Below are 25011 nucleotides of genomic sequence, written 5' to 3'. Positions count from 1 at the left end.
AAAATGGCGCTAGACTGGTTAGTTCTACTACTTCGAATCAAAGGAGAATGTGTATGGTCAACACACGAAATTTAGAAGAAGCCTATCTAGCGTCAGTTTATCGGCAATTACTAGAAAAGCAGGAAGAGTATCAGCAACTATTACAAGAAACCAGTGCGTACGGTCGGGACTCTCTACAAACGATGTCTGAAGATATTCGGATCAATTTTGACAGTTATTTAGACAATCTTGATACGTATTCACTGATTGAGATGAAAAATCGCGAAATCGATCAATTGAATCTCAAGATCCAATCAGCTAATGAGACTTTGAAAAAAATCGAACGGCTATTGATGAGTCCCTATTTTGGGAAGATCGAAATTGATTTTTTAGAGGAAGAAGCACAAGGAAAAAACAGTCACGAAGCTTTTTATATTGGGACGGCTAACTTTACCAATGATGAAGATGAAACCTTGGTTTATGATTGGCGTTCGCCGATTGCTTCTCTTTTCTATAACAACGATTTAGGTCAGTCTTCTTATTTAGTGAATCAAAACCAAATCGAGGTAATGATCCATGAGCGACGTCAATTTATCATCAAAAAAGATCAATTGCTCCACTTTTTTGACACCTCGGTAGCAATCCAAGACGATGTCTTACTTGATGCTTTAGAACAAAGTGAGACGTCAGAGATGAAGGCAATCACGGCTACGATCCAATCCGAACAAAATACGATCATCCGAGACACTACAAGCCAAAATATCTTAGTCAATGGCGTGGCAGGCAGTGGGAAAACCTCAACGATCATGCAGCGAATTGCTTATTTGCTTTATCAATACCGAAACCAACTTTCTGCGGATGATTTGCTGATTTTGTCACCGAACCATCAATTTATTGATTATATCGGTAAGGTATTACCTTCGTTAGGTGAAAAAAATCCGTTGAATGTCACGATGATTCAGTTGGTGGATCAACTTTTTTTAGGGAATGTTGAATCAGAAAAAGCTTATTTTCAACGGATTACGCAGACGGATGTGGATGACCAGACAGCAGTTCTCAGAAGTCAGGCATTTATGAAGCAGATCGAGCAAGCGACTTCCTTGTTTACTGAACAGGCTGATTTCTTTTTAGCTATCAAAAAGAAGGAAAAAATCGTGATCTCAAAAGAAGTGATCAAAAAAATCTATGATAGCACGCCCGATTACCCGAATCTAAGAGAAAAACTTCAAGCGACTAAAGACCGATTGTTGCGCTACTGGGAAAAGCAATTGCTGAAACAAGCAGGTAGTGACGCCATTAAAGATCAATTATTATCCTTACCAGAAGAGATGCAACAAAAGTATTTCCAACAGTTGATCACCGATGAATCGCCAGAGAAATTAGTCAGTTATGGTAAACAATTGCTTCAAAGAAAATATCGAACATTAACGAAACAAATCAAACAGATGGCGTGGGTCGATGAACAATTTTTATTTGAGGAGATTTATCAAAGTTACACTGGGAATAAGTATCAGCGAACAACTCCTTGTACATTAGATGAAGCCGTCGCACGTTTGCATGTGCGCCATCTGCTGATTGAAAAAATCACCCAAGTCAAAAAGTTCGTGTTGATCGATGAGGTGCAAGACTATACAAGTGCGCAACTTTTGCTCTTGTTAAACATCTTCCCCAACGCTCGCTTTACACTCGTAGGAGATGAAAATCAGGGGATTTTTAATTCCACGACTTCTTTTGAAGCAATTGAAAGCTATTTTTCAACGGCTGGACGATCTGTGACGAGATATGATTTATTGAATAGTTATCGTTCAAGCGGGGCAATCACGACTCTCTTTACCCAATATTCAGGGGAAAAAGAAAAGATCGCTATTGTTCCCGTTCGTCCTTATGGGGAAGAGCCGGAATTTATGACTGCAGCGACTTTCGATCAGTGGCTCAGTCAGGTCAATGAACGACAACAGCACACGGGTGAACAATTAACAGTCATTACGTTGGAAGAACAGCAAGCCGCAATGATACAACAAAAAGTAGAGCGGAACAACCAGCTGAACATCCAAGTACGCCCATTGAGTCTTTCTAAAGGACTCGAATTTGATCACGTACTGATTTATCTAACAGCTGAACCGAATACCCCACGTGAAAGAAGGCAAATGTACACGGCTATATCTCGAGCAATGAAAACTGTCGTTATTTCTTTGGTAACAGATCAATAGAGAAAAAACAAGTTATCTTTAGTGAGACTCGCTAAGATAACTTGTTTTATATTTTTATTATTTTAGTTATTTTAATTTATTAAGAAAACCTTAACGTCAAGATCAAATCTCATACATATTTCAAGAAACAAGCTACTATTAAATAAACAAATTTAAATAAATACAATAAAAGTAAAGTATAAGTAAGGTCTAGTTGGTCATTTTGATGAATTGTTCGTCTAGCTGTCATCATCAAAAAATGTAAAGGTTTTTATAAAAGGGGACTAAATTTATTTTTTAAAGGTGGGAGAAAAATGAATACTCGAATAAAACGTGAAGAAGTAGCAACTCTTTTGATTAAGGATAAGTTTTTTGCCAAAGGAAATCGACGGTTAAAAATCAAGCAATGGATTGTTGCGATTCTAGGATGGTGTGGCGTGATTTTTCCATTTGTTTGGGTAACTATTTCGTTTCGGGCTTCAATGAAAGGGAGAGGATTACAATGGCATTCGTTTCCGGAAGAACGAAAAACGTTTTCTTTTTTGTTGCTATTTTTAGCGGTTGCTTTTTTAGGCTTTGTTCTTTTATTCTTATTCATGACTCGTTGGAATAATCGTCGTTACCAAACGATGCTAAGAAGTGAAAAAATGTATGATGAAGAAAAATTAGAAAAGCGTCGAGATATTTTAGAAACGGAATTCAGCATGCGCTTTGGACCTAAGGAAGAGCGTGAAGCGGTTTGCTATTACGTAGTATCAGAAGAGCAAAATCTTGAAAAAGATTTGATCGAAAACCTCTACAAAAACGAGGGGGTCGAACTCTAATGGTCAGAGTCATTCATACAGGTAATGAACTACTGGATTTTGTAGTTACGATCATTTATTTTATCCTTGTTTCTTACCCAATCCTTGGCAGTTTTGCATGGTTTATTGGGGTATTATGCTATTCGTTTTTATTTAAATATAAGCACATTGATTGGGCGGAGATTCCGACAGAGGTTGAACTGTTTATCACGATCATGGTACCGGCCCACAATGAAGAAGTGGTGATTGAAGACACAATCGATTATTTAATGACAAAAATCAATTATGGGAATTATGAAGTGTTAGTGACAGATGATGGTTCAACTGACGAAACCCCGGCAATATTAGCTCGTTTACAAAAAAAATACCCCAAATTACGAGTGATCCGCATTGATAAAAATAAGGGGAAAGCTCACGCATTTGATATTGGGATGGCTTTTGCCAAAGGTCGGTTGATCTTAAGCAATGATGCGGATACGGTACCTGAACCAGATGCTTTGTCAAATTATGTGAATTACTTTATTCGCCCTGGTGGTAGAAATATCTCTGCTGTTACTGCCAATATGGACGTGAAAAATCGTACGTCTTTACTTGGAAAATCCCAGACTGTTGAATTTTCGAGCATCGTAGGGATCATCAAACGAACACAAGCAGGTGTACTTGGCGGTCTTTATGCGTACAGTGGGGCAAATACCATGTATCGAAAAGACGCATTGATCGATGTCGGCGGCTTTCGTCAAGATCGGGCGACAGAAGATATCAGTATTGCGTGGGATCATCAGTTGAATGGCTGGATCTCAGTGTTTGCGCCAACCATCATATTTTTTATGGAAGTCCCAGTAAGTTTGCCCATGCTTTATCGTCAGAGAAAACGTTGGGCAAAAGGGGGGACGGAAGTCTGGTTGACGAATTTTAAAAAAGTCCTCTTCCATCCTTTTGAAAATATCGGCAGGACGTTCATGTTTATTGATCAAACTTTTAGTATTATTTGGTCGTTGTTCTTTTGTATTTCATTTTTCGTTTTTATTATTTTAATGGGCGTTTATCTTTATCAAGGAAATTTTGAACAAATCTATCGGACATTGACGATTAGTTTTCTGTTTGTTTGCTTCGAAATGATCTCAGGCATCATTCAACTGATTGCATCTTTGGTGGTAGACGATCAAGGAAGAAAATTGAAATATATGTTATTTGCCCCATTGTATATGTTGTTATTCTGGATGGTCAATGCGATCACCATCATGACAACCTTTATCCCAGCAATCAAAACGATTTTAGGATACGGAAGCGGCACATGGAAAAGTCCAGAACGAAAAAGTGAATGATGCAACTGAAAAGGACTAGCAAACAAGTGACTGTAGCAGAAGACGAAAGCCGTCTTTTACTACAGTCTTTTTGGTTACATAACTAACTAAATGATCTTAAAAAAACAGCTAAATGATTCAGAGAAACCGTTTACTAACTGTTTTTTATAATAACCATTATAATGTTTAATATAAACATAAAGGAGGAGATAATGTGGAATTGTACTATCTGACGGGGTTGTTTTTAATAATTATATTGTTGTATTTGTTGGCAAAAAAATATGATTTTGTCAAACAACTTTTTTCAAAGATCACGATTACTTTTTTAGTTGTTTATTTGATATGGCGCTTGTTTTATACCATACCAATAGATAGTTCTGTTTCTTTAATATTTGGGATTATTCTTTACATTGCAGAATTTATCGGGTTATTTGTCTACGGTTTTTTTATTTACCTATTTTCGAATAAATTGTCAAATGAACATCTCTATGAGGCCTATGACGAGAGTTTTCAACCAAGTGTTGCGGCGTTTATTTGTACGTATAACGAAAATAGTAAATTAGTGATCGCCACGGCTTTGGCTGTCAAAGCGTTACGATATCCCAATAAAAAAATATATATTTGCGATGACGGTCATCGTGAGGAATTAAAAGAGATGGCGGAACGTTTTTCCATCGGTTATTTATCACGAGAGGGCAATGAGCATGCGAAAGCTGGCAACATCAACTATGCACTCTCACAAACGACTAGTGACCTCGTACTACTATTGGATGCAGATTTTATTGTCAAAAAAAATATCATTTTTGAAGCCGTTAATTATTTCAAAAATCCTAAAATGGCACTCGTTCAATATCCTCAAACCTTCTATAATAAAGATCCATTTCAGCTTTTAAGAAATTCCTTTTATAATGAGCAAGAATTATTTATGCGCTTTTTGGAACCAGCTCTTTCTCGAGAAAATGCCCTGATCCATATCGGGACAAATGCAATTATTAGAAGAAGTGCTTTAGAAGAAATCGGTGGGGTTCCAACGAATAGTATTACAGAAGACATGGCGACAGGGATGTTGTTACAAAATGCCGGTTACGAGACCCTCTTTATCAACAAGGCTTATGCATTGGGAATTACCCCTTATACAGCGAAAGAACTAGCTTCCCAACGCTCGCGTTGGGCACAAGGTACGAAGCAGATTTTTGACCACTTCAAGCCACGAAAGTTAAAAGGGTTGTCATTGATGCAAAAATTATGTTATTACAACTCTTATTTGTATTGGTTTACTTCTTTCCAAAAAATTATTTTTTTATTAGCTCCTACGCTGTTTATGGTTTTTGATATTTTTATTGTAAGAAGTAACAACCATCAATTGTTACTATTCTTTTTACCGCCGTTTGTTATGATCACCTTATCCTTTAGGTTATACGTGCCTAAAATAAGAAATCTAACGAGTTCTCACATTTATGATTGCTTTGTGGCACCGATCCACACAGGAGCATTATTAAAAGAATTTTTCAAACCACAAAAGAAATTCAACGTAACGAAAAAAGAAATTGTCGGGAGTAACGCATTTGATTGGCGTACGGTGTTCCCGCATATCGTTCTTTTTTGCTGGATTCTTTTTGCTTGTATCATTGCTCTTTACCGATTGATTCGTGGGGAAGGCTATGAATTTGGTTATATTGTTACGTTAGTATGGTCAGTCTATAATCTTTATGGCTTGTTTTATGCCATCACGATCGGTAAAAACCGAGATATCGAAAGTGACAGTGAAGCATTAAGTATTACAGTCAATCGTCAGTTATCCTATGATTCGAAAATTTTTGAGATGTATCAAATGAGTTTTAATGGCTTTCGGATCAGAACGGGTGGGGAATCATTCATTCCGGGAGAAAACTATATGTTTGTTGATCAACAACAAGGGTTGCAGATTACTTCAGTGTGTCGAGAAACACAGGAAGCTTACACCACTTTCTCATTTGAAGATTTGACCCCACAATCAGCGGAAGAACTAGCAAGTTATTATAGTGACCAGCTGAATGCTGCCAAACAACTAGAATTTGATATGGAAGATGATTTAGTAGAAAGCTAAAAAAAGAAGAAAATGGGACTGAAGAATCAATTTTTGATTCATCAGTCCCATAAATTATAGAGCCAGTCTCTTCTAGTATCTCTAAAAACGAATAAACGGTGAGACAAAAGTAGCATCTTCGGAAATAAGCCGAAATTTACCAAAAATTTGAGAAGCAATTTTCGGAAATTCCTTCTTATTTCTTGATGCTGAACACTTTTGTCTCAACCTCTTTTTTCATTTTTTATCAGCTATTCAAGACTTCTCCACAGGCTCGACATGTACATCTGTTTCGTGGACTTGGAATTGTTCAAATAAAGTGTGTTCGATCAAATCAGAAATATCATGACTTTCTTTGACAGTCAAATTAGGGTCCATGGTAACAGTGATATCTACATAGGTATTTGAACCATAAGTACGCCCTTTGATACTCTTCACGCTTTGGACTTCCGGGATGTTATTGACTGCTTGTTTGTAGTGCTCTAATTTTTGTTGGTCAAAGCCATCAGATAAAGAAAAGGAGCTTTCTCTAAAGATATCAACCGCTGTTTTTAAAATCAATAAACCCACGACGATTGCAGCGGCACTATCCAACCAACCCAAATTGAAGGAGGCCGCAAACACTGCCACGGCTGTACCGATACTTGTCCACGCGTCACTAAGATTGTCTTTCGCAGCAGCTAGTAAACCAGGACTGTTGACTTTTGTGGCTAGTTTTTTATTAAAGAGATAAACCCCGTACATGATCAGCGCTGAGACAATCCCAACAATGGCTGCGGTCATATCGGGTGATTCCATTTTTTTGTCAGTAATCGAGAGAATCGAAGAGTACAAGACTTCCAGACCAACCAATAACATAATAAACGAAGTGATTAAACTCGCAATATTTTCGGCTTTCCAGTGACCATAGCGATGTTCAGTGTCTGCAGGTTTGCGTGAGATTCTCAAACCAATCAATACAGCAACTGAAGCTAGGATATCCGTAAAATTGTTTAAGCCATCGGCTCTTAACGCTTCAGAATTTGCGAGATTCCCGATAGTCAACTTCAGTATCGAGACTACGATATAAGCGACAATACTGATGATTGCACCTAATTCTGCTTGTTTCAATTCTTTATATCTGTCTTTGTTCACACATTTTCACTCCAACATAAAGTATTTTATTATCTTATAATATTTTCGAATAAAATCATTAAAAGTGTGGAAAATATAATGGTTTTGGATAGGCGAAATTTGGAACTATCCCGAACTTAACTGAATCGATAGGAGCAGCGAATCAAAAGGGATCAGCTATGATGGCACCTGCAGTAGATTCAGTGATGAGCTAAAAGCAGAAAGCAGGAAAGTCATCTGATGCGTATGCTTTGAGCTTTAAATTTAACCGTGTTAGGGTAGATTTGTACCGAATAAGAAGGAGGAAAGAGACACATGGCAAAAAGAGATTTACCAAAAGTCGAAACTCGTCTTTATATCAATGGCAAATGGCAGACAGGAACAGAAGGTACCTTCGAGGTGATCAACCCTGCAACAGGTGAAACCTTAGCGAATGTTCAAAAAGGTGGAGAAAGTGAAACACATGAAGCAATCAAAGCCGCTAAGAAAGCATTTGAAGAGTGGTCAAAAACTTCTCCTGCTCAACGGGCAAAATTAATGAACAAGATGGCAGATCTAGTGGAAGAAGACAGTGAACGTTTAGCTACGATCATGACGATGGAACAAGGAAAGCCACTCAAACAAGCTGCTTCAGAAATCAACACGAATGTTGAAAATTTGCGGTGGAATGCTGCCGAAGGGCAAAGAATCTTAGGCGAGATCATTCCTTCTCCGGCAACCAATGAATGGCAAGTACGTAAAGAACCAGTTGGAGTAGTAGGTGCAATCACTCCTTGGAACTTTCCATCCAATATGATTATCCGTAAGATATCTCCAGCAATCGCGGCTGGCTGCACGGTTATCTTAAAACCAGCAAAAGCGACACCGCTTTCTGCATTGGCGTTAATGGAGCTTTTTGATCAAGCTGGCTTTCCTCCAGGAGTCGTCAATATCGTGACTGGAGACTCCTCAACGATCGGTAAAATTCTAACCGAATCAGAAGACGTGCACAAAATCACTTTCACTGGTTCGACAGAAGTAGGTCAAATCTTAAATAAACAAGCAGCATCAACGTTGAAAAAAGTTTCCATGGAACTAGGCGGACATGCGCCGTTGATTATTTTTCCAGATGCAGATTTAGAATTAGCAACGGATCAATTGATCAAAACAAAATTCATCAATAACGGACAAGTATGTACGTCGCCTAATCGAATTTTTCTTCATGAAGCAATCAAAGAAGAAGCTACGAAATTGATCGTCGAAAAAATCAAACAAGTATCCGTTGGTAATGGCTTAGATGATCCAACGACAGGACCTTTGATTAATCAAGAAGGTGTAGAAAAGGTAGAAGAACAAATCAAAGATGCCGTAGATAAAGGAGCCAAGATTTTAGCAGGTGGGCAACGACTGACAGAAGGCGAGTATGCGCATGGCTATTTCTTTGAACCCACTGTTTTGGACGGTGTCACGAAGGAAATGGACATCTTTTATCAAGAAACCTTTGGACCAGTGATTCCGTTGATTGCTTTTAAGGAAGAAGAGGAAGTGATCAAAGAGGCCAATGATACCATCTTTGGGTTAGCTTCTTACTTCTTCGCAACGAATATCCACACGATCGCGAATGTTAGCCAGAAACTCCAATATGGGATGGTCGGTGTCAATGATACAGCTATTTCAAATTCAGCTACGCCATTTGGAGGGGTCAAGCATTCAGGCTTTGGTCGGGAAAATGGAACTTACGGTGTGGAAGAATATGTAGTAGCGAAGTTTGTGACGATTCGGACAGCTAAATAACTAGCGTATCAAAAAGCAAAAAAATAACCAAAGAAGCTAGATTCTTCCCAGCTAGTTTCTTTGGTTATTTCTACGTTATTTCTGTTGTTCTTGCTTTCGACATTCATGATAGACATGATAGAGATTTAGTTCATATTCTTTTTTGGCATTCGTTACAACAGTATCTAAAATCAACCCAGTAACTAATGAAAGTAAGGCAAGGATCATCAATCCGGTACTTAAAATAGCAGAAGGTACCCGTGTGATAAAGTGAGTCAGCATATACTCTCGGATCACTGGAACACCTGCAAATAAGCCGAATACAAAAAAGAAAAAGGTCCAGATGCCAAAAAACATCAATGGTTTGTAGTCTTTCCACATTTTAACGATCATCATGATCACTTTAAATCCATCAGAAAATGTATTCAGTTTCGATTCACTACCTTCTGGACGGTCTCGGTAATCGATCGGCAATTCGACCAATTTGAATTTTTTGTCTAAGGCATGGATCGTCAGCTCAGTTTCGATTTGGAATCCGGAACTCATAATCGGGAAACTTTTGACAAAAATACGATTAAATCCTCGATAGCCTGTCATGACGTCTCGTATTTTTGTTTTATATAATCGTGTGATTGTGTTTTTCACTAAATTATTCCCAAAATCATGAAACGGACGTTTGTTTTCGTCAAAGTAAGTCCCATTTGAAAGTCGGTCACCAATTACCATATCCGCTTCACCTGAGCGAAGTTTATCCAGTAACCCATGCACCGCTTCGGCAGGATAGGTATCATCACCATCCACCATGAGATAGTAATCTGCATCAATATCAAAAAACATTTGCCGAATGACATTTCCTTTCCCTTGTCTTGGTTCTTTTTTGACGATTGCACCACACGCCACGGCAAGTTCATAGGTGGTGTCAGTCGAATTGTTGTCATATACGTAAATCTCTGCTTCCGGTAATTCTCGTCTAAAGTCTGCAATGACTGTTGAAATCGTCGCTTCTTCATTATAACAAGGAATCAGAACAGCAATTTTCTCTTGTTGTTCCATTTTTCACTCTCCTTAAATCATAGAAAACAAAATCTCTATTAAGAATACTGTATCAAATTCTTAAATGCTAGTACCTAGAGAGAATTTTCACTTCTTTTTGTTTCTATTGTAAAAAGCCCCGTATAAAACCACTATTTTTATGTTAATGGTGATAGCTGAGGCTTCGCTTTATTAAATCAATTCATTCTTTTTTCTTGAAATCTCTAACACGGTGCCGGTATACGCATCCGCTAAAAATTCGTAGCAAATGATTTCGCCATCTTCTAGGCGGGAAATCCCTCCACGATAAGCTTTGGAATGGATCGCAAATTTTCTAGTCGGTTCTTTTTCAAATGAGATCCAAGACCCCTCGATGGAGCCTTCTTTTAAGAATGATTCTTTGACTTGTTCTAAGACTTGATCGGCTGATAACGTTTTCTTACGTTGATACAAAACCATTGAAGTGATGCCACTGATTAAACCAAGTCCGATACCTATAGCAAGACCGTTTTTAAAATTATTTGACTCACATTCTTCAGAATACATACGTCTTACCTCCTTCTTTGTCCAAAAAGATTATCTTCATTTATTCTACCATACTCTGTGTTTTTCTTAGAAATAAATAACCGCTATCAATTAAAATAAGCTATAATAAATGTGAGTGATTGACTAAGAGCAATACAAATTAGTCAGTCAACTATAAATTTGAGAGGAGCATAGTCTGAATCTTAGGCGAACTTTATTATGGATGAAAAAACATTTCAACGAATCAAAGAGTTAACAGAACTTCAAGGAACAAGTGGTTTTGAACAAGACATTCGTGCGTATATGGAAGCGCACATGGAACCCTTAGTGGACGAATTACAACTAGATGGTTTAGGTGGAATCTTTGGCTTACGCCAACATGAAGAGGCAGATGCCCCACGTGTGATGGTTGCGGCTCATATGGATGAAGTAGGATTTATGCTAACCCAAATCCAAGACAACGGTTTATTCAAAGTTGTACCTTTAGGTGGCTGGAATCCGTATGTGGTTTCTGCTCAACGCTACACATTGAAGACTTCTTCTGGCAAAAATTACCCATGTATTTCTTCTTCTGTTCCACCACATTTATTACGTGGAACAAGCGGTCAAAAATCAGTGGAAGTAACAGATATCTTATTTGATGCTGGTTTTGAATCACGTGAAGAAGCAATGAGCTTTGGCGTATTGCCAGGCGATACGATCGTACCATTTGCTGAAACCATCAAAACGGCTAATGGCAAAAATATCATCAGTAAATCATGGGATAACCGCTATGGTTGTACAATGGTGTTAGAAGCGTTAGAAGCGCTGCAAAATGAAAAACTAGGTCATACATTGATCGCAGGAGCAAACGTGCAAGAAGAAGTTGGTTTACGTGGGTCAAAAGCTTCTGTCAATAAATTCAAACCTGATCTATTCTTTGCAGTCGATTGCTCAGCAGCAGACGATACGGTAACGAAAAAAGGGACATTCGGACATCTAGGTGAAGGAACGTTGATGCGTATCCAAGACCCAGGATTGATCATGTTACCACGCTTGCGTGAATACTTATTAGACGTGGCTGAAACAAACAACATTCCTTACCAATACTTTGTCTCAAAAGGCGGCACAGATGCAGGTGCGGCACATACACAAAACGAAGGAATCCCAAGTACGGTGATCGGAGTCGTAGGACGCTACATTCATACACATCAAACAATGTTTAGCATTCGTGACTTTGAAGCAGCAAGAGAGATGTTGATCCAAACATTAAAAGGATTAGACAAATCGACTGTCAATACGATCGTTTACGGAAAATAAGAATATATCCTTTAAACGAAGTGAAACGAGAACCATGGATCGTGGAACAGAGACTGAAGGATAGTGTAAATAGTTAAGAAGTTCAGAAATAGAGGAAGTCCTATTATTGGGCTTCCTTTTTAGGTCTTCTTGTTTTTTCGTCAGTCAGTAAATACGGGGGAAATCGGTGAATCGTTTTTTTTTGGTTGAAGCATCTGAATTTTTTGAATACAAAAGTGAGGACTGGTTAGGAGTTGGTGACTTTTAAAGAAAGGTGTATAATTTAAATATAAGAAGAAAAGAGGGACAGCAATGATTATTCCAGAAAACTTAGAAGAATTAGCAGGTTACGTTGAAAAAGGAAACAGTGTCTTTTTCTTTACCGCAGATTGGTGTGGCGATTGTCGCTTTATCAAGCCTCAAATGCCAGAAATAGAAAATGATTTTGCCGCATGGCGTTTTATTGAAGTCGATCGTGACAAATACATAGATGTAGCCGCTGAGTGGAACATTTTTGGAATCCCAAGTTTTGTAGTGATCAAAGACGGTAAAGAATTAGGTCGTCTAGTGAATAAAGATCGGAAAACAAAACAAGAAATCGAGGATTTTTTAAATCGTGTGACGAACGGCTAACATCTGGATATTTGTTAGGAGGGATCAGGATGGAACAAGAATATAAAAATATTTTGGTCGGGATCGATGGAAGTGAGCAAGCACTTTCTGCCTTTAAAAAAGCAGTTGAGGTTGCTCGAAGAAACGACGGAACCGTCTATGTAGCAAATGTGATCGACCAACAATTTTATAATTTCATGGGCTATGTCCCAATAGATCAAACGCTAGTTGACCAACAAACAGAAGCAGCGAAACAAATGATCGAAGACTGCAAAGCTTATGGAAAAACAGTTGACTATCAAAAAATCGAAGGAATCGTCGCTTATGGTTCTGTTAGAGAATCAATGGCAGTCAACTTACCAAAAAAATATGCGATCGATTTGATCATGGTCGGTCAATCAGGATTAAATGCGGTTGAACGATTTATGACAGGTAGTGTTTCCAGCTATGTCATCCGCCGAGCACCATGTGATGTCTTGATTGTCTCTGATGAAGTGGAGAACAACACCGACAATTAAATACGTTAACTAAGAGATAGTGATAGGCCTAGCTCTAAGAAATAAGCCGGAGAATCCGAAAATAGTTCCTCCTATTTTTGGGATTCTCCGGCAAATTTTCTGATAGAGCGATTTTTTGCATGCTGTTTACTCGTTTTTTTGAGTGAAGGGCAAGATATCTTTCACAGGCTCGTTGCTATTGTAAATTCTTGCGATTCCATAACTAAGAAAATAGTTGTTCGCACTTTTTTTGAAGAATGAAAAAAAGCATGCACAAAAACTTTTTTTTTGTTAAGATAAATGTCAGCAAAGGATAATGGAGGAAAAAACATGATTTTTGCTTATAATAAAGCGCACGTGGGAGATACCTTGATGGTCATCGTCTCAAATGACAATGGAACCGAAAATACGGTCATCCGTAAATGGAATGTTGCTCAAATCAAAGATGAAACAGGACAAATCGTTGGCTGGAATTTTTTCCATATCTCCGACCATCTTACGATCGAAGGTAACGGACAGGTCAAACTAACAGAAGAACAAATTGCACAGTTGAACCGCTTGATCAAAGAAGCTGGTTTTGAAGAAACGTTAACAGAAGAAAATGAACCAAAAATCGTTGTTGGCTACGTCAAAACTTGCGTACCACATCCTGATTCTGATCACTTATCGATCACTGAAACACAAGTAGGAAAAGAGGAAGTCTTACAAATCGTTTGTGGCGCTCCGAACATCGAAGCAGGACAAAAAGTCGTTGTTGCCAAACCAGGAGCTATGATGCCTGATGGAATGATGATTTGGCCAGGAACATTACGTGGGGTTGAAAGTCACGGAATGATTTGTTCGGCGAAAGAATTACAATTACCAGACGCACCGAAAGAAAAAGGGATCCTTGTTTTACCAGAAGATGCAGTGATTGGCGAAGCATTTCCAAAATAAGCAAAAAACAGCACAGTTGCCGAGCAACCGTGCTGTTTTTGTATAGGAAATTAGTTATTAGTTACCAGAGTTCTCTGATTGACTTTGTTTTAATGCGGATTGATCAATTGTTAATTGAATTGTTGTTGTTTTCTTTTCTTTTCCGCGATAGTAAGTGACCTTCACTGAATCTCCGACTTTTTTCTGATACAAGACAGATTGTAATTCTACACCAGAAGAAACATCAGTATCATCGATTTTTGTAATGACATCATATTGTTTCAAGCCAGCTTTTTCTGCAGGTGTCGCCGGTTGAACGCTGGTAACAATCACACCATTTGTCACAGACTCAGGAATTTTCAAGATTTGTTCTTGTTGTTGTGTTGAAACGGCTGAAAGGTCAACCATTGTGATCCCTAGAGCAGGACGGGTTACTTTTCCATCTTTTTCAAGTTGGTTGATAATATTTACTACATCGTTACTTGGGATCGCAAAGCCCATTCCTTCCACGCTTACACCTGATGAAGAAGCAGAAGTACTTGCAATTTTACTTGAATTGATCCCGATCACTTGTCCTTCAATATTGACTAATGGACCACCAGAATTACCAGGGTTGATCGCAGCATCTGTTTGGATCGCATTGATATTGACCGTTTGATTTGACTCGTTCGTGCTGGTTACTTGGCGATTCAATGAAGAGATGATCCCCGAAGTCACAGAGTTGGCATATTCAGAACCTAGAGGAGAACCAATTGCGATCGCAGGTTCACCTACTTTCAATGAATTAGAGTCACCAAATGAAGCAACTTTGTTCACTTTATCTGCACTGATTTTCAAAACGGCTAAGTCAGAATAAGCATCCGTCCCGACTAATTCAGCTTTGACTTTTGTTCCATCTTTTAATAAAACTTCTAATCCTTGTTGTCCTTCCACTACGTGATTATTCGTTACGATATAAGCGGAATTACCACTTTTTTTGTAGATGACACCACTACCTTCACTAGAAGCCTCTAGATTGCTATCATCAGAACTTTCTTGTTGTTGTTGACCAAACAGTTGCCCAAAGCCGTTGGTCCCTTGATTTTGGCTTTGAAGATTGATAACAGATACCACCGCATCTTGGACTTTATCTACCGCATTCGTAATGTCTGAATCGACATTGACTTTGACATTTTCAACGACAGTTTCGCCCGCTGAATTTTGATGACCACCCGAATTTGACGCTGCGTTTCCAGAACCCATGACAGCATAAAAAATACCAGCCGTTACCAAGCCCCCAATAATTCCACCGACTAAGCCTAGACCCAGCTTACGCCAGATTCCATTATTCTTTTTCATTTTTGGTGTCACATCTTTTCTCTCCATGTGATCTGCCTCCATTTATCATTTTCTTCTATCTCTAAGTATAGACTTATTTGTTAAGATTAGTCTACTTGGAGACTATGAACTTTTTATGAAAAACTTTAGGAAAAATCATTGCGTTCAGATGAAAAAACAAGAAAAAAGTTTTCCACAAATCCTGTGTAGAAATCAGCGGAAAACTCGCAGAAAAACAATACCCTTTTTTATCCACAAGATGTGGAAAACGTGGATAAATCGGTGCAAAACATACGTTTGCTTAAGAAATACTTATAAAATAAGCCAAAATCATCGTCTTTTCTGTGGATAAACCTGTGGATGATGTGCATAACTATGTGGGAATCTTAAAATAAATAAAAAATAACTCGCTTTTTCTTTTAGCAAACATTTCGTTATAATAGAAAAGAAGGAAATACGAACAACGAACAATGAAGAGGAAAAATGAAGGAGTAAAGCAATTGAATATCAAAATCATTTCAGTCGGTAAACTAAAAGAGAAATACTTGATCCAAGGAATCAATGAATACGTCAAAAGGCTGCAAGCATACGCTAAAATCGAACGAATCGAAGTCCCCGATGAAAAAGCACCTGAGAACTTGAGTGAAGCTCAAATGCGCCAAGTCAAAGAAAAAGAAGGCGAGCGGATCTTGAGCAAAATCAAAGAACAAGAATACGTCTACGCACTAGCAATCGAAGGGGAAAATCCAACCAGTGAAGCTTTCGCCAAAGAAATCGACCAACTAGGAATCCAAGGGAAAAGCCAGATCACTTTTGTCATCGGTGGCTCACTCGGCTTAAGCGAAGCCGTCATGAAACGCAGCAACGCCCAAATCTCATTTGGTAAAATGACCTACCCCCACCAACTCATGCGCTTGATCCTCGTCGAACAAATCTACCGCGCTTTTCGAATCAATGCGGGTGCGCCGTACCATAAATAATGATATTTTTTCTGAGACAGGGAAAAAATAGTGAAACAGAGGAGTATAAATGAGTGAACTTAAAAAATTTTCTACATCTACTTTAGCTGAGTTGCAAAAAGATGAAAAACATCCTTACTATGTTTACTGTTTGGTTGATCCTAGAAACAACCAGACTTTTTATATCGGGAAAGGAAAAGAAAATCGTATTTTTGCCCATCGTCAAGCGGCACTGGGTACGCTGAGAGAAGATGATTTACTTGAAGAAAATGAAACAGCTAGAACCTTGAAAATAAGAATCATCCAAGAAATAAACAGAATGAACCTACAAATATTAAGCTATATACTCAGCTATGGGTTAACTGAGAGCGAGGCTTATGCCAGTGAGAATGCGTTGATCAATTATGCCCAACTGGTTCAAGGACTTTCGTTGACAAATTTAGTAAAAGGGCATGGTTCTAAGGCAATGTTAGTAGAAGAGATAGAAGAACAATATGGATTCCAAGAGATGTCTATAAATGAAATAGCGACAGATGAGTTGATTTTAGCGGTAAAAGTGAGAGATGCTTTTAATCTTTGTAAAGATGAGTCAAAAGAATATCCAATCGATGACAGATTTCGTGATGATACTAATTTAAAATCTCGTACGCTAGGTAACTGGGCAATTGGTCGTGACAAAATTCATCGTATTCGCTATGTTATAGCTGTTAATACCGGAGCAGACAATGCGGTTGTTGCAACATATAAAGTTTCTTCTCAATATTCTGAATCGAAGAAATTTGAAAATGGTCGAACACGCTATGCGTTTCAGGCATTATCGAATAGAGAAGATACTTTGCGAGAACTTAATTTATATAAACGATCTTTACCAGATATCAAATTTGGTAGTGGGAGTGCAATTGCATATATTAACAATTAGAACAATGATTATTATAATCATTTCCAATGGTATTTTTGGTAGTAGTAGTTACCTGAAATAAATATAAATTTAAATATATATTATATCCATGAAGAGAGTGGGACAATAGTCAGAAAAAATCTGATTATTGTCCCATTTTTTGATTTTAAGGTACACAAAAATCAAAAAAATTTGTATGATTATAAATCCGTTTTTTACTCATATTCCAATATCTTAATAAATGTTTTTTACGTTTTTTTGAAAGAAAGTACGTTACTTAATGAAATTTGGCACGATAAAGTCTATCAATGGATGTCTAGAGATAGGGATCTATTTTTTGTTGGTTTCGGCTTATTTCAAGGGGCTACTGCTTAAACAGCGCTTTAGAGTGAATGATAAGATTGAGGTTCCAAATAAATCTTTAAATAAAAATAACGATATTTTGAATCATCAACTCGATGGAGCCTTTTCATGTCTATGTTATAGGTTATTAAATGACAAAACTAGTTGTTTTTTGATAAAATCACATACGTTATAAATTGAAATCTGTCAGTCGTTTAGAAGGGAGAAGGGATCAATGAAACCATCTATTCGTCAATGGATAGCTTAGGATTTAATAATGGATTTTGAGGTAACTAACTCATATGTTGAAAATAATCACACCTTTTCATTATTCAAAAGATGAAAAAAATAATGAATGAGTGAGAGAATAGAAAAAATATTTTCTTGCTGATTAGGTATAGTGTATTTCATGTTAGTTAAGAAAAATAAGTATGTCATAAACATAACTAGCAAGCTCTTTTAATATGAAATGATAAAAATGAGAGGTATTCACCCAATGAATAATCACTGAGTCATTTCAAATAGAGCGACGTATGAAAGGAGAAATAAAAATTGTTATGAGATTCAATCGGAAAATCATTTTGTTTGTTCTGCTAATAGCTATTGCAAGCACTTATTCCTTTATCTTTTTTAATAATACAGAAAAGATCGCAACGACAGGAGATATCGCTTTTCATTTTTCCAGGATCAAAGGATTGGCTTCTGTATTTTCGGGTCCGATCAATTTTACTACATTCAATAGTTATGGCGGTGGGGTCAACTTTTTTTATCCTTATCTAACCCTATTTCCAGCTGTGATCTTTTACTGGATTACCCATAATTTGATCTTAAGTTATATGTTATATGTTTGGGTACTGAATGTGTGTACAATACTCATCACCTTCTATTACGGACGGAAATTTTTTAAACGTGTAGATGCAGCATTTTTATTTAGTTGTTTCTATACTTTTTACGGGTATCGAATGATCGATATTTACCAACGTTCAGCGATTTCAGAATCAATTGCTCTGACGATTATGCCGGTGGTCCTCTACTACACGTATAGACTTCTTTTTGAAAAGAAGAATTGTGTGATTCCTTTAGCTGTTAGTATGAGTTTGCTTATTTATACGCATGCTCTTTTTACGTTTATGAGCGTAATAGTTATTGGGCTTTTGTTTATCGGTTCACTTTTGGCTAAACGAAAAAAGAAAGAAAATGTTTTGGACTTGTTTGTTGGAATGGCAAAAGCTGTCGGCTGGACGATTCTCTTAACAGCGTATGTTTGGTACCCAATGCTGCAACAAGTCCTGCATCAAAGCATCAATCGTCCTTTCCGCACAAACCTTCAGGAGCGGGGAGTGAACATTTTTGAAAGTTTGTTTGGTGCGATGACTAATGATTTAACGACATTTACAATGGGAACGATTGGTGTCGTGTCATTAGTCCTCCCGCTTTTCTTTTTGAAAAGATTTGAACGAAGAGAAAGAGTCATTTATTTTTGTGCAGTAGCTACGTGGTTTTTATCGACGAATGTTTTTCCATGGTTTCTTTTCCAAAATACACCTATCCAATTGATTCAATTTCCTTGGAGAATCTTAGGGTTTCAAGTGCTTTTCGGATCATTGATCTTGGTGATGGTCTTTTTGAAATGCAGACCAGATCAGAAAAAAAGTATATGGTGGATTGGCGGAATCGTCCTCCTGCTTTTGACACTAACAGTAGTAACGAAAATAAATTATACGCAAAAAATCCAATCCTATAACGGTCGTCTGATTATGACAAAAAAAGAGATTAAGCATTACACGACTTCAGGGACAGGGGGACTTTATGATTATGCACCGTCTGATGCACTGAAATACAAAAAACAGTTGAAAAAACATGAAGTAAAAGTTGGGGATGAATGGAAAAATAGTTCTCATAAAGCGCATGATTCAAAAATCATTTATACAGTGGAAGATGCGCAAGGGCAAAAAATCACGTTACCTGTGTTTGATTATTGGGGAACCGTTGCGAAAGTAAATGGTCAAACGACTAGCATAGAAAATGATGATGGGTTAGTAGCGGTTAAAGGAAAAGAAGGAACGACTACGATTGAGGTTTCTTCTACCTATCCGCCAACGATGATTTTTGCATTACTAACAAGCGTTGGAACTTTTTTATTTATCTTTATTCGATATTTGCTGAGAAGAAAAAATTTAGTAAAAAGTAAAATGGTCCTCCGATGAAGGGATCTAAGGTGAATGGCAGTGCAGAACAAACGTGAAAATGAATAAAGAAAATTTATAGAGTTGCCTTTTATTTTATGGGTGAATAAATTGTCTATTAGAGACACCATTTTCAGCCATTTTTGAAATAGCAACCAATGATCGTATTCCTCAACGATACCGCTAGAAACAAGGTGGACGTTGAGGATTTTTTGTTAATTGTATCAGTCTATTTGTTTTAGCTGTTTCTCTTGTGCCTAATGTTTTAAGTTCTGTATATTCACAGCAATTACGGAGAATATTTGAACAAAGAGTTAGATGTATTTAATACTAGTCATAATTGATAAATGAGGGGGCGCATTTTTCCGTGTCTTCTTATAGTTGATTAGTATTTTCTATGGCGAACTACTCCTTAGAAATCTACATAAACCTTTTTTTGAGTATCTGATTCTGATTTCGTGACGGTTAAACCAATTTTCTAGTTTGCAGATGAGGGATTGGTTAGAAATAATTTTTCAAATTTTCGGCATAATCTCAAGTTTGGTTTGTTAGAATGAGTGAAACAATCAAGGAGGAGTTTTATTAATGAAAAAGGGGATATTGTTGGCTGTGGGGTTGTTGTTTGTACTAGCTGGTTGTGGAACGGATCAGGCAAAAGATATTTCAAGTAAATCGACAGACACTATTGTTACAAAAACAAGTAAGACAGGTTCAACAACGACGAAAGAATCTGATAAGACTGAATCATCCAACTCATCAGAAACAAAGGTAAAAACAGAGTCCACGACGACGAGTACATCAGAGTCAACTCAAACTACAACGGCTGAGTCTGCGACATCAAGTAGTCAGCCAGTTGAAAAAAATAGCTGGGATGCGAGTAAAGCGACTGAATTAGCTACGTTTATGTCAACTTGGGGTCAGGAAATGGGACAACAGTATAGAAGCTACAATGATCATGTGAATGCTAATTATTATGGATTGCAAGTACCACAATACATTTTTGATGGGCAATGGTCTATGGTGATTGATCAAACACCGGTTACCGTAGAATGGTCAGAAAATGGCAGAGGACAAGCGGGATTTGAATTAGTGGCGATCTATTCTGATATCGATCATCCAAAACCGTCTGGAGCTCATTTGTATTTCTTTGGTTTCCAACAAAATCAACCTAAGGTAATGGTGACTCAGCAAAACCAAGGAAACCCAAACAATTATTTGTATTTCAAAGAAACTGAGAATAATGAATTGAAGAACGGTTTCGAGCGGATTGTGAATAGCTAGAGGAGACGTCCTTCCAAACTTAGAAAGAAAATTCCTTGGAACAGAGGTTGTGAAAGCATCGGTTAGCTCCGATAATAATAAGAAAAAATTTTTAGAAACAGCTCCTCGTGTTTTGAAAAATTCAGGCTTATTTCAAGGAGCTGATGCTTGAACACCATGGAAAAGAGGTTGTGAAAGCATCGGTTAGCTCCGATGACAATAAGAAAGAATTTTTAGAAACAGCTCCTCATGTTTTGAAAAATTCAGGCTTATTTCAAGGAGCGGATGCTTGAACACCATTTATCTGTTTCCAGAGCAAAGAGTGAGATGGATGTCTCAGTCTTTTTTTTGTTTCTGAAAGGATAATTTGCTAAATAAAACAGAAAAATTTATGAAAAATTCCAATAATTACGTTATACTTATTATGATTTTTTGAAAGGAGTCACTAATGAAAATAAAGAAAAAATTGCTCTTATTTGTTATATTAATACTTATTGCGGGTCTTTATTCTGTGAATTATTTTAGGCATGCACAAACGATTTCTACGACAGGAGATATCGCATTTCATCTTTCCAGAATTAAAGGATTATCCTCTATATTCTCAGGACCAATCAATTTTACGACTTTTAATAGTTATGGCAGCGGTGTGAACTATTTTTACCCCTACTTTACCCTTTTTCCATCGGTAATTTTTTATTGGATTACCAATAATTTGATCGTAAGTTATATTTTATACGTATGGGTGTTGAATGTTTGTACCATCCTATTGATGTTTTATTATGGTCAAAAATTTTTAAAGCGAGTAGATGCTGCCTTTTTATTTAGCTGTCTGTATACATTTTATAGCTATCGAACGATTGATATTTACCATCGTTCAGCGATTGCAGAAGCGATTGCACTGACGATTATGCCTGTAGTATTGTATTATGCTTACAAAATGATCTATGAGAAAGCAACGGCTGCGATCCCGTTAGCAATCAGTATGAGTTTGCTTGTTTATACGCATGTTCTCTCTACTTTCATGTGTGCGTTTTTCATTGGAATGATGATCATAGGCAAACTGATTGTGAATAAACTAAATAAGGAAGAAACCATTCGCTTGGTGTTGGAGATGTCAAAAGCTGTGGGAATGACGATTCTTTTAACAGCCTATTTTTGGTATCCTATGTTCAAGCAAACCATGTATCAATCCATCAATCAGCCAGGAAAAACAGATCTGCAAAATCAAGCGATCAATGTATCTGATAGTTTGATTGGAGCCATGAATAATGATTTGGCCTCCTTTACAATCGGGATTATCGGGATTGTTTCTTTGATTCTTCCGCTTGTGTATTTTAAAAAGCTAACGAGCAAGGAAAAAGTGATTTACCTGATTGCAGTAGCTACCTGGTTATTATCAACTAAGCTGGTCCCATGGGCACTATTGCAAAATACACCCGTTCGATTGCTTCAATTTCCTTGGCGGATATTAGGGTTTCAGGTACTTTTTGGCTCATTAATTTTATCCATTGTTTTTAATAGGATGATATTTGGTCAGAAAAAAAGAATACTTAGTATTGCAGCGATTGTTTGTTTTATGTTTGTTGTTTCGGCAGCCACTAAAGCCAATTATAATCACAAAGTGCCAACACTAGGTGACCATTTAGAGGTGAACAAAGACACTCTAGGTAGTTACATCACTGTAGGTGTTGGAGGGGTCCTTGACTATGCACCATTAGAAGCCATGAAATATAAGGAGCATTTGCAAAAGCATGAAATAAGGGTGGACAATGAATGGCAAACAGCAGCATATAAAGCTTCTGATTCCAAAATAGTCTATACAGTCAAAGGTGCTAAAGATAAAAAAATCACGTTACCCGTGTTTGATTACTGGGGAACTACAGCAAAAGTGAATGGGCAAAATACCAAGATTGAAAACAATGAAGGATTAGCAACATTTGAAGGAAAAGCAGGAACAACGGTAATTGAAGTTTCTTCTAAGTATCCCTTTACAATGATTCTTGCTTTTATTGTCAGTCTAGGAAGCTATCTTTTTGTTTTTATTCGTTTCTTGATCGGCAAATGTTTCGTTTCGAAAAAAATTGCGTAACATAAATATTCGTACTAGGACAAAAAACTGAAAGATTCGTTTTTATTTGTAAAAGACGGGACACCGAAACATCTAGTGAGATCACTAGGTGTTTTTTTATTCTTATTTAGTTCATGGTGAATGACAGTAGAAAAAATAGACAACATCGAGTGATTGATTTTTAGAAAAAAGTTGAACGATTATGATGGCAAAAGAACTTTTTATGATTTTAAAGTTATTTAATAGTATTTTTCTAGTATTTTTATAGTGGGTTGCATTATATAAATATGTGGAAAAAGTATATACGTAGCTTTTTGTTTATTGATAAAAATAAACAATTTAGCTGTTGGAAATCCGATTTTAGCGAATGATGTTTATTGTTTAAGTATATAAAGAAGGAGAAAATATGATGTTTGAAATATTTAAAGGGAAAACTATTTCTCTAAGTAATCCGACTGTCTTATTAAGTCATAGTTCTAAAAATAAAAATTATGGTGATCTCATCCGAGACCTATTGGTAAGCTGTGGAGTTCCTAATGATATGTTATTGTATTCTTCTCATAAAATGAATGAAATACCAGTTGGCAATAACATTTTTGACTATCTCGAAAAAACTATAAAAGTAAAAAAACATGCAGTTTTTTTACTTTCTGATGACTATTTCGAAAGTACTGCTTGTTTAAATGAAATGGGAGCTATTTGGCTCAATCAAAATCAGTACACACAATTATTTTTACCTGATTTTGATTTAAAGCATCATAGCTATTTAAGCTGTTGTATAAATAGTAAAGACAAAGGGATATTTTTAACTGGAGATGACCGTTGTCAAAAGGGTTTAACAGATTTTGTAAGAAATATTCTAAGGGATAGCTTTTTATCATTTAATGAGACAGAACTGGCTTATAATGCGGAGATATGTTGTAAGAATTTAAGAGATTTAATCCCCAGAGATAAAGTATGGAAATCAAGAATTAGTGAAATAACGGAGAACAAAGGATATGTTTTCGCTAAAATTGAAAATTTAATTCCTACAGGAGAAGTTTTTAAAGAAGGTGAAAATCACTGGTTACAATTAAACACGAACTATTTTCCTGAAGCAGAATCAATGAAAGTGGGAGATAGGATAGCATTTAAAGTGAAGGATTTTACAGAGTGCAAAAGTTTTCAAGAGTTAAAAAATTATAGAAATATATATGCTTATAGAGAAACACTTGAGATTATTGATTAGTATAAGCTATATTAGGAAATTTTATGCTATTTTGTAGAATATATGTGTAATAGAAAATACAAGAATGACTTTTATTTATTAGAATATTAATGAATAAATTGGTTTGGCTATCCAACCGTATTAAATAAGAATAACGCATATTAGTGAACAGAAAAGGAGTCGCTTTCTGTTCATTTTTTATAAATTTTAAAAAGCTATCAAGTGATAACAGGTGAGACGTCCATTTAACTGTCAGTTATTTCTTCACAGTTGCCAGTGCCTATCAGTCTCATAAATGACATATAAGTCGTTAATCATATTCATAAAATTGAATATTCTTTAATGAAAAAACGGTTTGATATTTTTAGAGAGAAATCCAGTTTTTTTTAATTTGTTTCATCAATGATTATTGGATAAGGCAATCTTTCAGATTCGACAGAGATCCTACGCTTATAAGCATTCTTTTTCACCCAGTCAATAGTTAATACAGGATTTGAATAGATCATCTTCTAGCAGTCTTGCTTTTAACGCATTGATTAACACTTAACAAGCAGAAATCCAGATTCAACATTCATTTGTTCGTTTATTAATTTTTTTTCATAACTAAGTTATTGCTAGTCAATTTATTGTAAAGTAACGTATGAAATAAATGGACTGATAACATAGCTTCTGAAATTGCCGAGCTAGTGTAGTAATGAGGGATTTCAGCG

Annotated in this window: 20 protein-coding genes; 16 read left to right on the top strand and 4 right to left on the bottom strand. The window is 36.7% G+C overall.

Translation table 11 applies throughout. From position 1 onward, the window contains the following. The first annotated feature begins 53 nt into the window (after positions 1-53). From IGJ18_RS12120 to IGJ18_RS12105, 4 genes are all read left to right on the top strand, one after another. Positions 54-2189 (top strand): HelD family protein, encoded by a 2136-nt coding sequence (locus IGJ18_RS12120; protein ID WP_438843372.1) that lies wholly within the window; start codon positions 54-56, stop codon positions 2187-2189. 293 nt (positions 2190-2482) lie between these two features. Next, positions 2483-2992: a hypothetical protein gene (locus IGJ18_RS12115; protein ID WP_053766223.1), complete on the top strand. Its 510-nt coding sequence runs from the start codon at positions 2483-2485 to the stop codon at positions 2990-2992. Next, positions 2992-4296 carry a glycosyltransferase family 2 protein gene (locus tag IGJ18_RS12110; protein WP_438843371.1) on the top strand — a complete coding sequence of 435 codons (1305 nt, stop codon included), beginning with the start codon at positions 2992-2994 and terminating at the stop codon, positions 4294-4296. Before IGJ18_RS12115 ends, IGJ18_RS12110 begins: the two co-directional genes overlap by 1 nt. 193 nt (positions 4297-4489) lie before the next feature. Continuing rightward, positions 4490-6361 (top strand): glycosyltransferase, encoded by a 1872-nt coding sequence (locus IGJ18_RS12105; RefSeq protein WP_034700444.1) that lies wholly within the window; start codon positions 4490-4492, stop codon positions 6359-6361. A gap of 234 nt (positions 6362-6595) precedes the next feature. Here the strand turns inward: IGJ18_RS12105 and IGJ18_RS12100 are convergent, their stop codons facing one another. Next, the gene (locus IGJ18_RS12100; protein ID WP_438843370.1) at positions 6596-7474 is read right to left on the bottom strand and encodes a cation diffusion facilitator family transporter; all 879 of its coding nucleotides are present in this window, start codon (positions 7472-7474) and stop codon (positions 6596-6598) included. A gap of 294 nt (positions 7475-7768) precedes the next feature. On the opposite strand from IGJ18_RS12100, the gene IGJ18_RS12095 reads away from it, so the two are divergent. After that, complete coding sequence (locus IGJ18_RS12095; RefSeq protein WP_438843369.1) at positions 7769-9226, top strand: NAD-dependent succinate-semialdehyde dehydrogenase; 1458 nt, start codon at positions 7769-7771, stop codon at positions 9224-9226. A 75-nt stretch (positions 9227-9301) separates the two neighbouring features. Here the strand turns inward: IGJ18_RS12095 and IGJ18_RS12090 are convergent, their stop codons facing one another. Both IGJ18_RS12090 and IGJ18_RS12085 read right to left on the bottom strand, forming a co-directional pair. Then, positions 9302-10258 (bottom strand): glycosyltransferase family 2 protein, encoded by a 957-nt coding sequence (locus IGJ18_RS12090; RefSeq protein WP_002317103.1) that lies wholly within the window; start codon positions 10256-10258, stop codon positions 9302-9304. A gap of 171 nt (positions 10259-10429) precedes the next feature. Beyond that, complete coding sequence (locus IGJ18_RS12085; RefSeq protein ID WP_002317104.1) at positions 10430-10783, bottom strand: PepSY domain-containing protein; 354 nt, start codon at positions 10781-10783, stop codon at positions 10430-10432. Between the two features lie 198 nt (positions 10784-10981). Between IGJ18_RS12085 and pepA the strand changes: the two genes are divergently transcribed. The 4 genes from pepA to ytpR all read left to right on the top strand — a co-directional run bounded on the left by pepA (position 10982) and on the right by ytpR (position 14085). Continuing rightward, positions 10982-12061 carry a glutamyl aminopeptidase gene (gene pepA / locus IGJ18_RS12080; RefSeq protein ID WP_010720947.1) on the top strand — a complete coding sequence of 360 codons (1080 nt, stop codon included), beginning with the start codon at positions 10982-10984 and terminating at the stop codon, positions 12059-12061. A gap of 291 nt (positions 12062-12352) precedes the next feature. Next, positions 12353-12673, top strand: coding sequence for a thioredoxin family protein (locus IGJ18_RS12075; protein WP_002317106.1), 321 nt, complete (start codon positions 12353-12355; stop codon positions 12671-12673). Between the two features lie 29 nt (positions 12674-12702). Further along, a complete protein-coding gene (locus tag IGJ18_RS12070) occupies positions 12703-13170 on the top strand; it encodes a universal stress protein (protein ID WP_002317107.1) in 468 nt (155 codons plus the stop codon). Between the two features lie 309 nt (positions 13171-13479). Further along, positions 13480-14085 carry a YtpR family tRNA-binding protein gene (ytpR, locus tag IGJ18_RS12065; RefSeq protein ID WP_010737044.1) on the top strand — a complete coding sequence of 202 codons (606 nt, stop codon included), beginning with the start codon at positions 13480-13482 and terminating at the stop codon, positions 14083-14085. 57 nt (positions 14086-14142) lie between these two features. Here ytpR and IGJ18_RS12060 read toward each other — a convergent pair whose 3' ends face one another. Then, entirely contained in the window at positions 14143-15429 is a 1287-nt protein-coding gene (locus IGJ18_RS12060) for a S1C family serine protease (protein WP_010737045.1), read from the bottom strand. A 452-nt stretch (positions 15430-15881) separates the two neighbouring features. Between IGJ18_RS12060 and rlmH the strand changes: the two genes are divergently transcribed. From rlmH to IGJ18_RS12025, 7 genes are all read left to right on the top strand, one after another. Next, positions 15882-16361, top strand: a complete 480-nt coding sequence (gene rlmH, locus IGJ18_RS12055; RefSeq protein ID WP_438843368.1) for a 23S rRNA (pseudouridine(1915)-N(3))-methyltransferase RlmH — start codon at positions 15882-15884, stop codon at positions 16359-16361. Between the two features lie 49 nt (positions 16362-16410). Continuing rightward, positions 16411-17259, top strand: coding sequence for an LEM-3-like GIY-YIG domain-containing protein (locus IGJ18_RS12050; protein WP_438843367.1), 849 nt, complete (start codon positions 16411-16413; stop codon positions 17257-17259). Positions 17260-18137: 878 nt separating this feature from the next. Further along, a complete protein-coding gene (locus tag IGJ18_RS12045) occupies positions 18138-19787 on the top strand; it encodes a hypothetical protein (RefSeq protein WP_438843464.1) in 1650 nt (549 codons plus the stop codon). Between the two features lie 564 nt (positions 19788-20351). Beyond that, positions 20352-21047: a DUF4767 domain-containing protein gene (locus IGJ18_RS12040; protein ID WP_438843366.1), complete on the top strand. Its 696-nt coding sequence runs from the start codon at positions 20352-20354 to the stop codon at positions 21045-21047. Between the two features lie 143 nt (positions 21048-21190). Then, positions 21191-21319, top strand: coding sequence for a hypothetical protein (locus IGJ18_RS12035; RefSeq protein WP_438843365.1), 129 nt, complete (start codon positions 21191-21193; stop codon positions 21317-21319). Between the two features lie 155 nt (positions 21320-21474). After that, a complete protein-coding gene (locus IGJ18_RS12030; RefSeq protein ID WP_438843364.1) occupies positions 21475-23115 on the top strand; it encodes a hypothetical protein in 1641 nt (546 codons plus the stop codon). A gap of 388 nt (positions 23116-23503) precedes the next feature. Then, the gene (locus IGJ18_RS12025) at positions 23504-24322 is read left to right on the top strand and encodes a toll/interleukin-1 receptor domain-containing protein (RefSeq protein WP_010720936.1); all 819 of its coding nucleotides are present in this window, start codon (positions 23504-23506) and stop codon (positions 24320-24322) included. Positions 24323-25011: the final 689 nt, after the last annotated feature.

It is taken from the genome of Enterococcus sp. AZ078 (genome assembly GCF_051714985.1).
In the GTDB taxonomy this organism is placed as follows: Bacteria; Bacillota; Bacilli; order Lactobacillales; family Enterococcaceae; genus Enterococcus_B; species Enterococcus_B hirae.
This window is presented reverse-complemented; position numbering and strand designations above follow the sequence as displayed.

Excerpts from the sequence above, each read along its gene's own strand:
- IGJ18_RS12120 (WP_438843372.1), top strand. The coding sequence starts at position 54 with ATGGTCAACACACGAAATTTAGAAGAAGCCTATCTAGCGTCAGTTTAT.
- IGJ18_RS12115 (WP_053766223.1), top strand. The coding sequence starts at position 2,483 with ATGAATACTCGAATAAAACGTGAAGAAGTAGCAACTCTTTTGATTAAG.
- IGJ18_RS12110 (WP_438843371.1), top strand. The coding sequence starts at position 2,992 with ATGGTCAGAGTCATTCATACAGGTAATGAACTACTGGATTTTGTAGTT.
- IGJ18_RS12095 (WP_438843369.1), top strand. The coding sequence starts at position 7,769 with ATGGCAAAAAGAGATTTACCAAAAGTCGAAACTCGTCTTTATATCAAT.
- IGJ18_RS12090 (WP_002317103.1), bottom strand. The coding sequence starts at position 10,258 with ATGGAACAACAAGAGAAAATTGCTGTTCTGATTCCTTGTTATAATGAA.
- IGJ18_RS12085 (WP_002317104.1), bottom strand. The coding sequence starts at position 10,783 with ATGTATTCTGAAGAATGTGAGTCAAATAATTTTAAAAACGGTCTTGCT.
- pepA (WP_010720947.1), top strand. The coding sequence starts at position 10,982 with ATGGATGAAAAAACATTTCAACGAATCAAAGAGTTAACAGAACTTCAA.
- IGJ18_RS12075 (WP_002317106.1), top strand. The coding sequence starts at position 12,353 with ATGATTATTCCAGAAAACTTAGAAGAATTAGCAGGTTACGTTGAAAAA.
- IGJ18_RS12070 (WP_002317107.1), top strand. The coding sequence starts at position 12,703 with ATGGAACAAGAATATAAAAATATTTTGGTCGGGATCGATGGAAGTGAG.
- ytpR (WP_010737044.1), top strand. The coding sequence starts at position 13,480 with ATGATTTTTGCTTATAATAAAGCGCACGTGGGAGATACCTTGATGGTC.
- IGJ18_RS12060 (WP_010737045.1), bottom strand. The coding sequence starts at position 15,429 with ATGGAGAGAAAAGATGTGACACCAAAAATGAAAAAGAATAATGGAATC.
- IGJ18_RS12050 (WP_438843367.1), top strand. The coding sequence starts at position 16,411 with ATGAGTGAACTTAAAAAATTTTCTACATCTACTTTAGCTGAGTTGCAA.
- IGJ18_RS12045 (WP_438843464.1), top strand. The coding sequence starts at position 18,138 with ATGAGATTCAATCGGAAAATCATTTTGTTTGTTCTGCTAATAGCTATT.
- IGJ18_RS12040 (WP_438843366.1), top strand. The coding sequence starts at position 20,352 with ATGAAAAAGGGGATATTGTTGGCTGTGGGGTTGTTGTTTGTACTAGCT.
- IGJ18_RS12035 (WP_438843365.1), top strand. The coding sequence starts at position 21,191 with ATGCTTGAACACCATGGAAAAGAGGTTGTGAAAGCATCGGTTAGCTCC.
- IGJ18_RS12030 (WP_438843364.1), top strand. The coding sequence starts at position 21,475 with ATGAAAATAAAGAAAAAATTGCTCTTATTTGTTATATTAATACTTATT.
- IGJ18_RS12025 (WP_010720936.1), top strand. The coding sequence starts at position 23,504 with ATGTTTGAAATATTTAAAGGGAAAACTATTTCTCTAAGTAATCCGACT.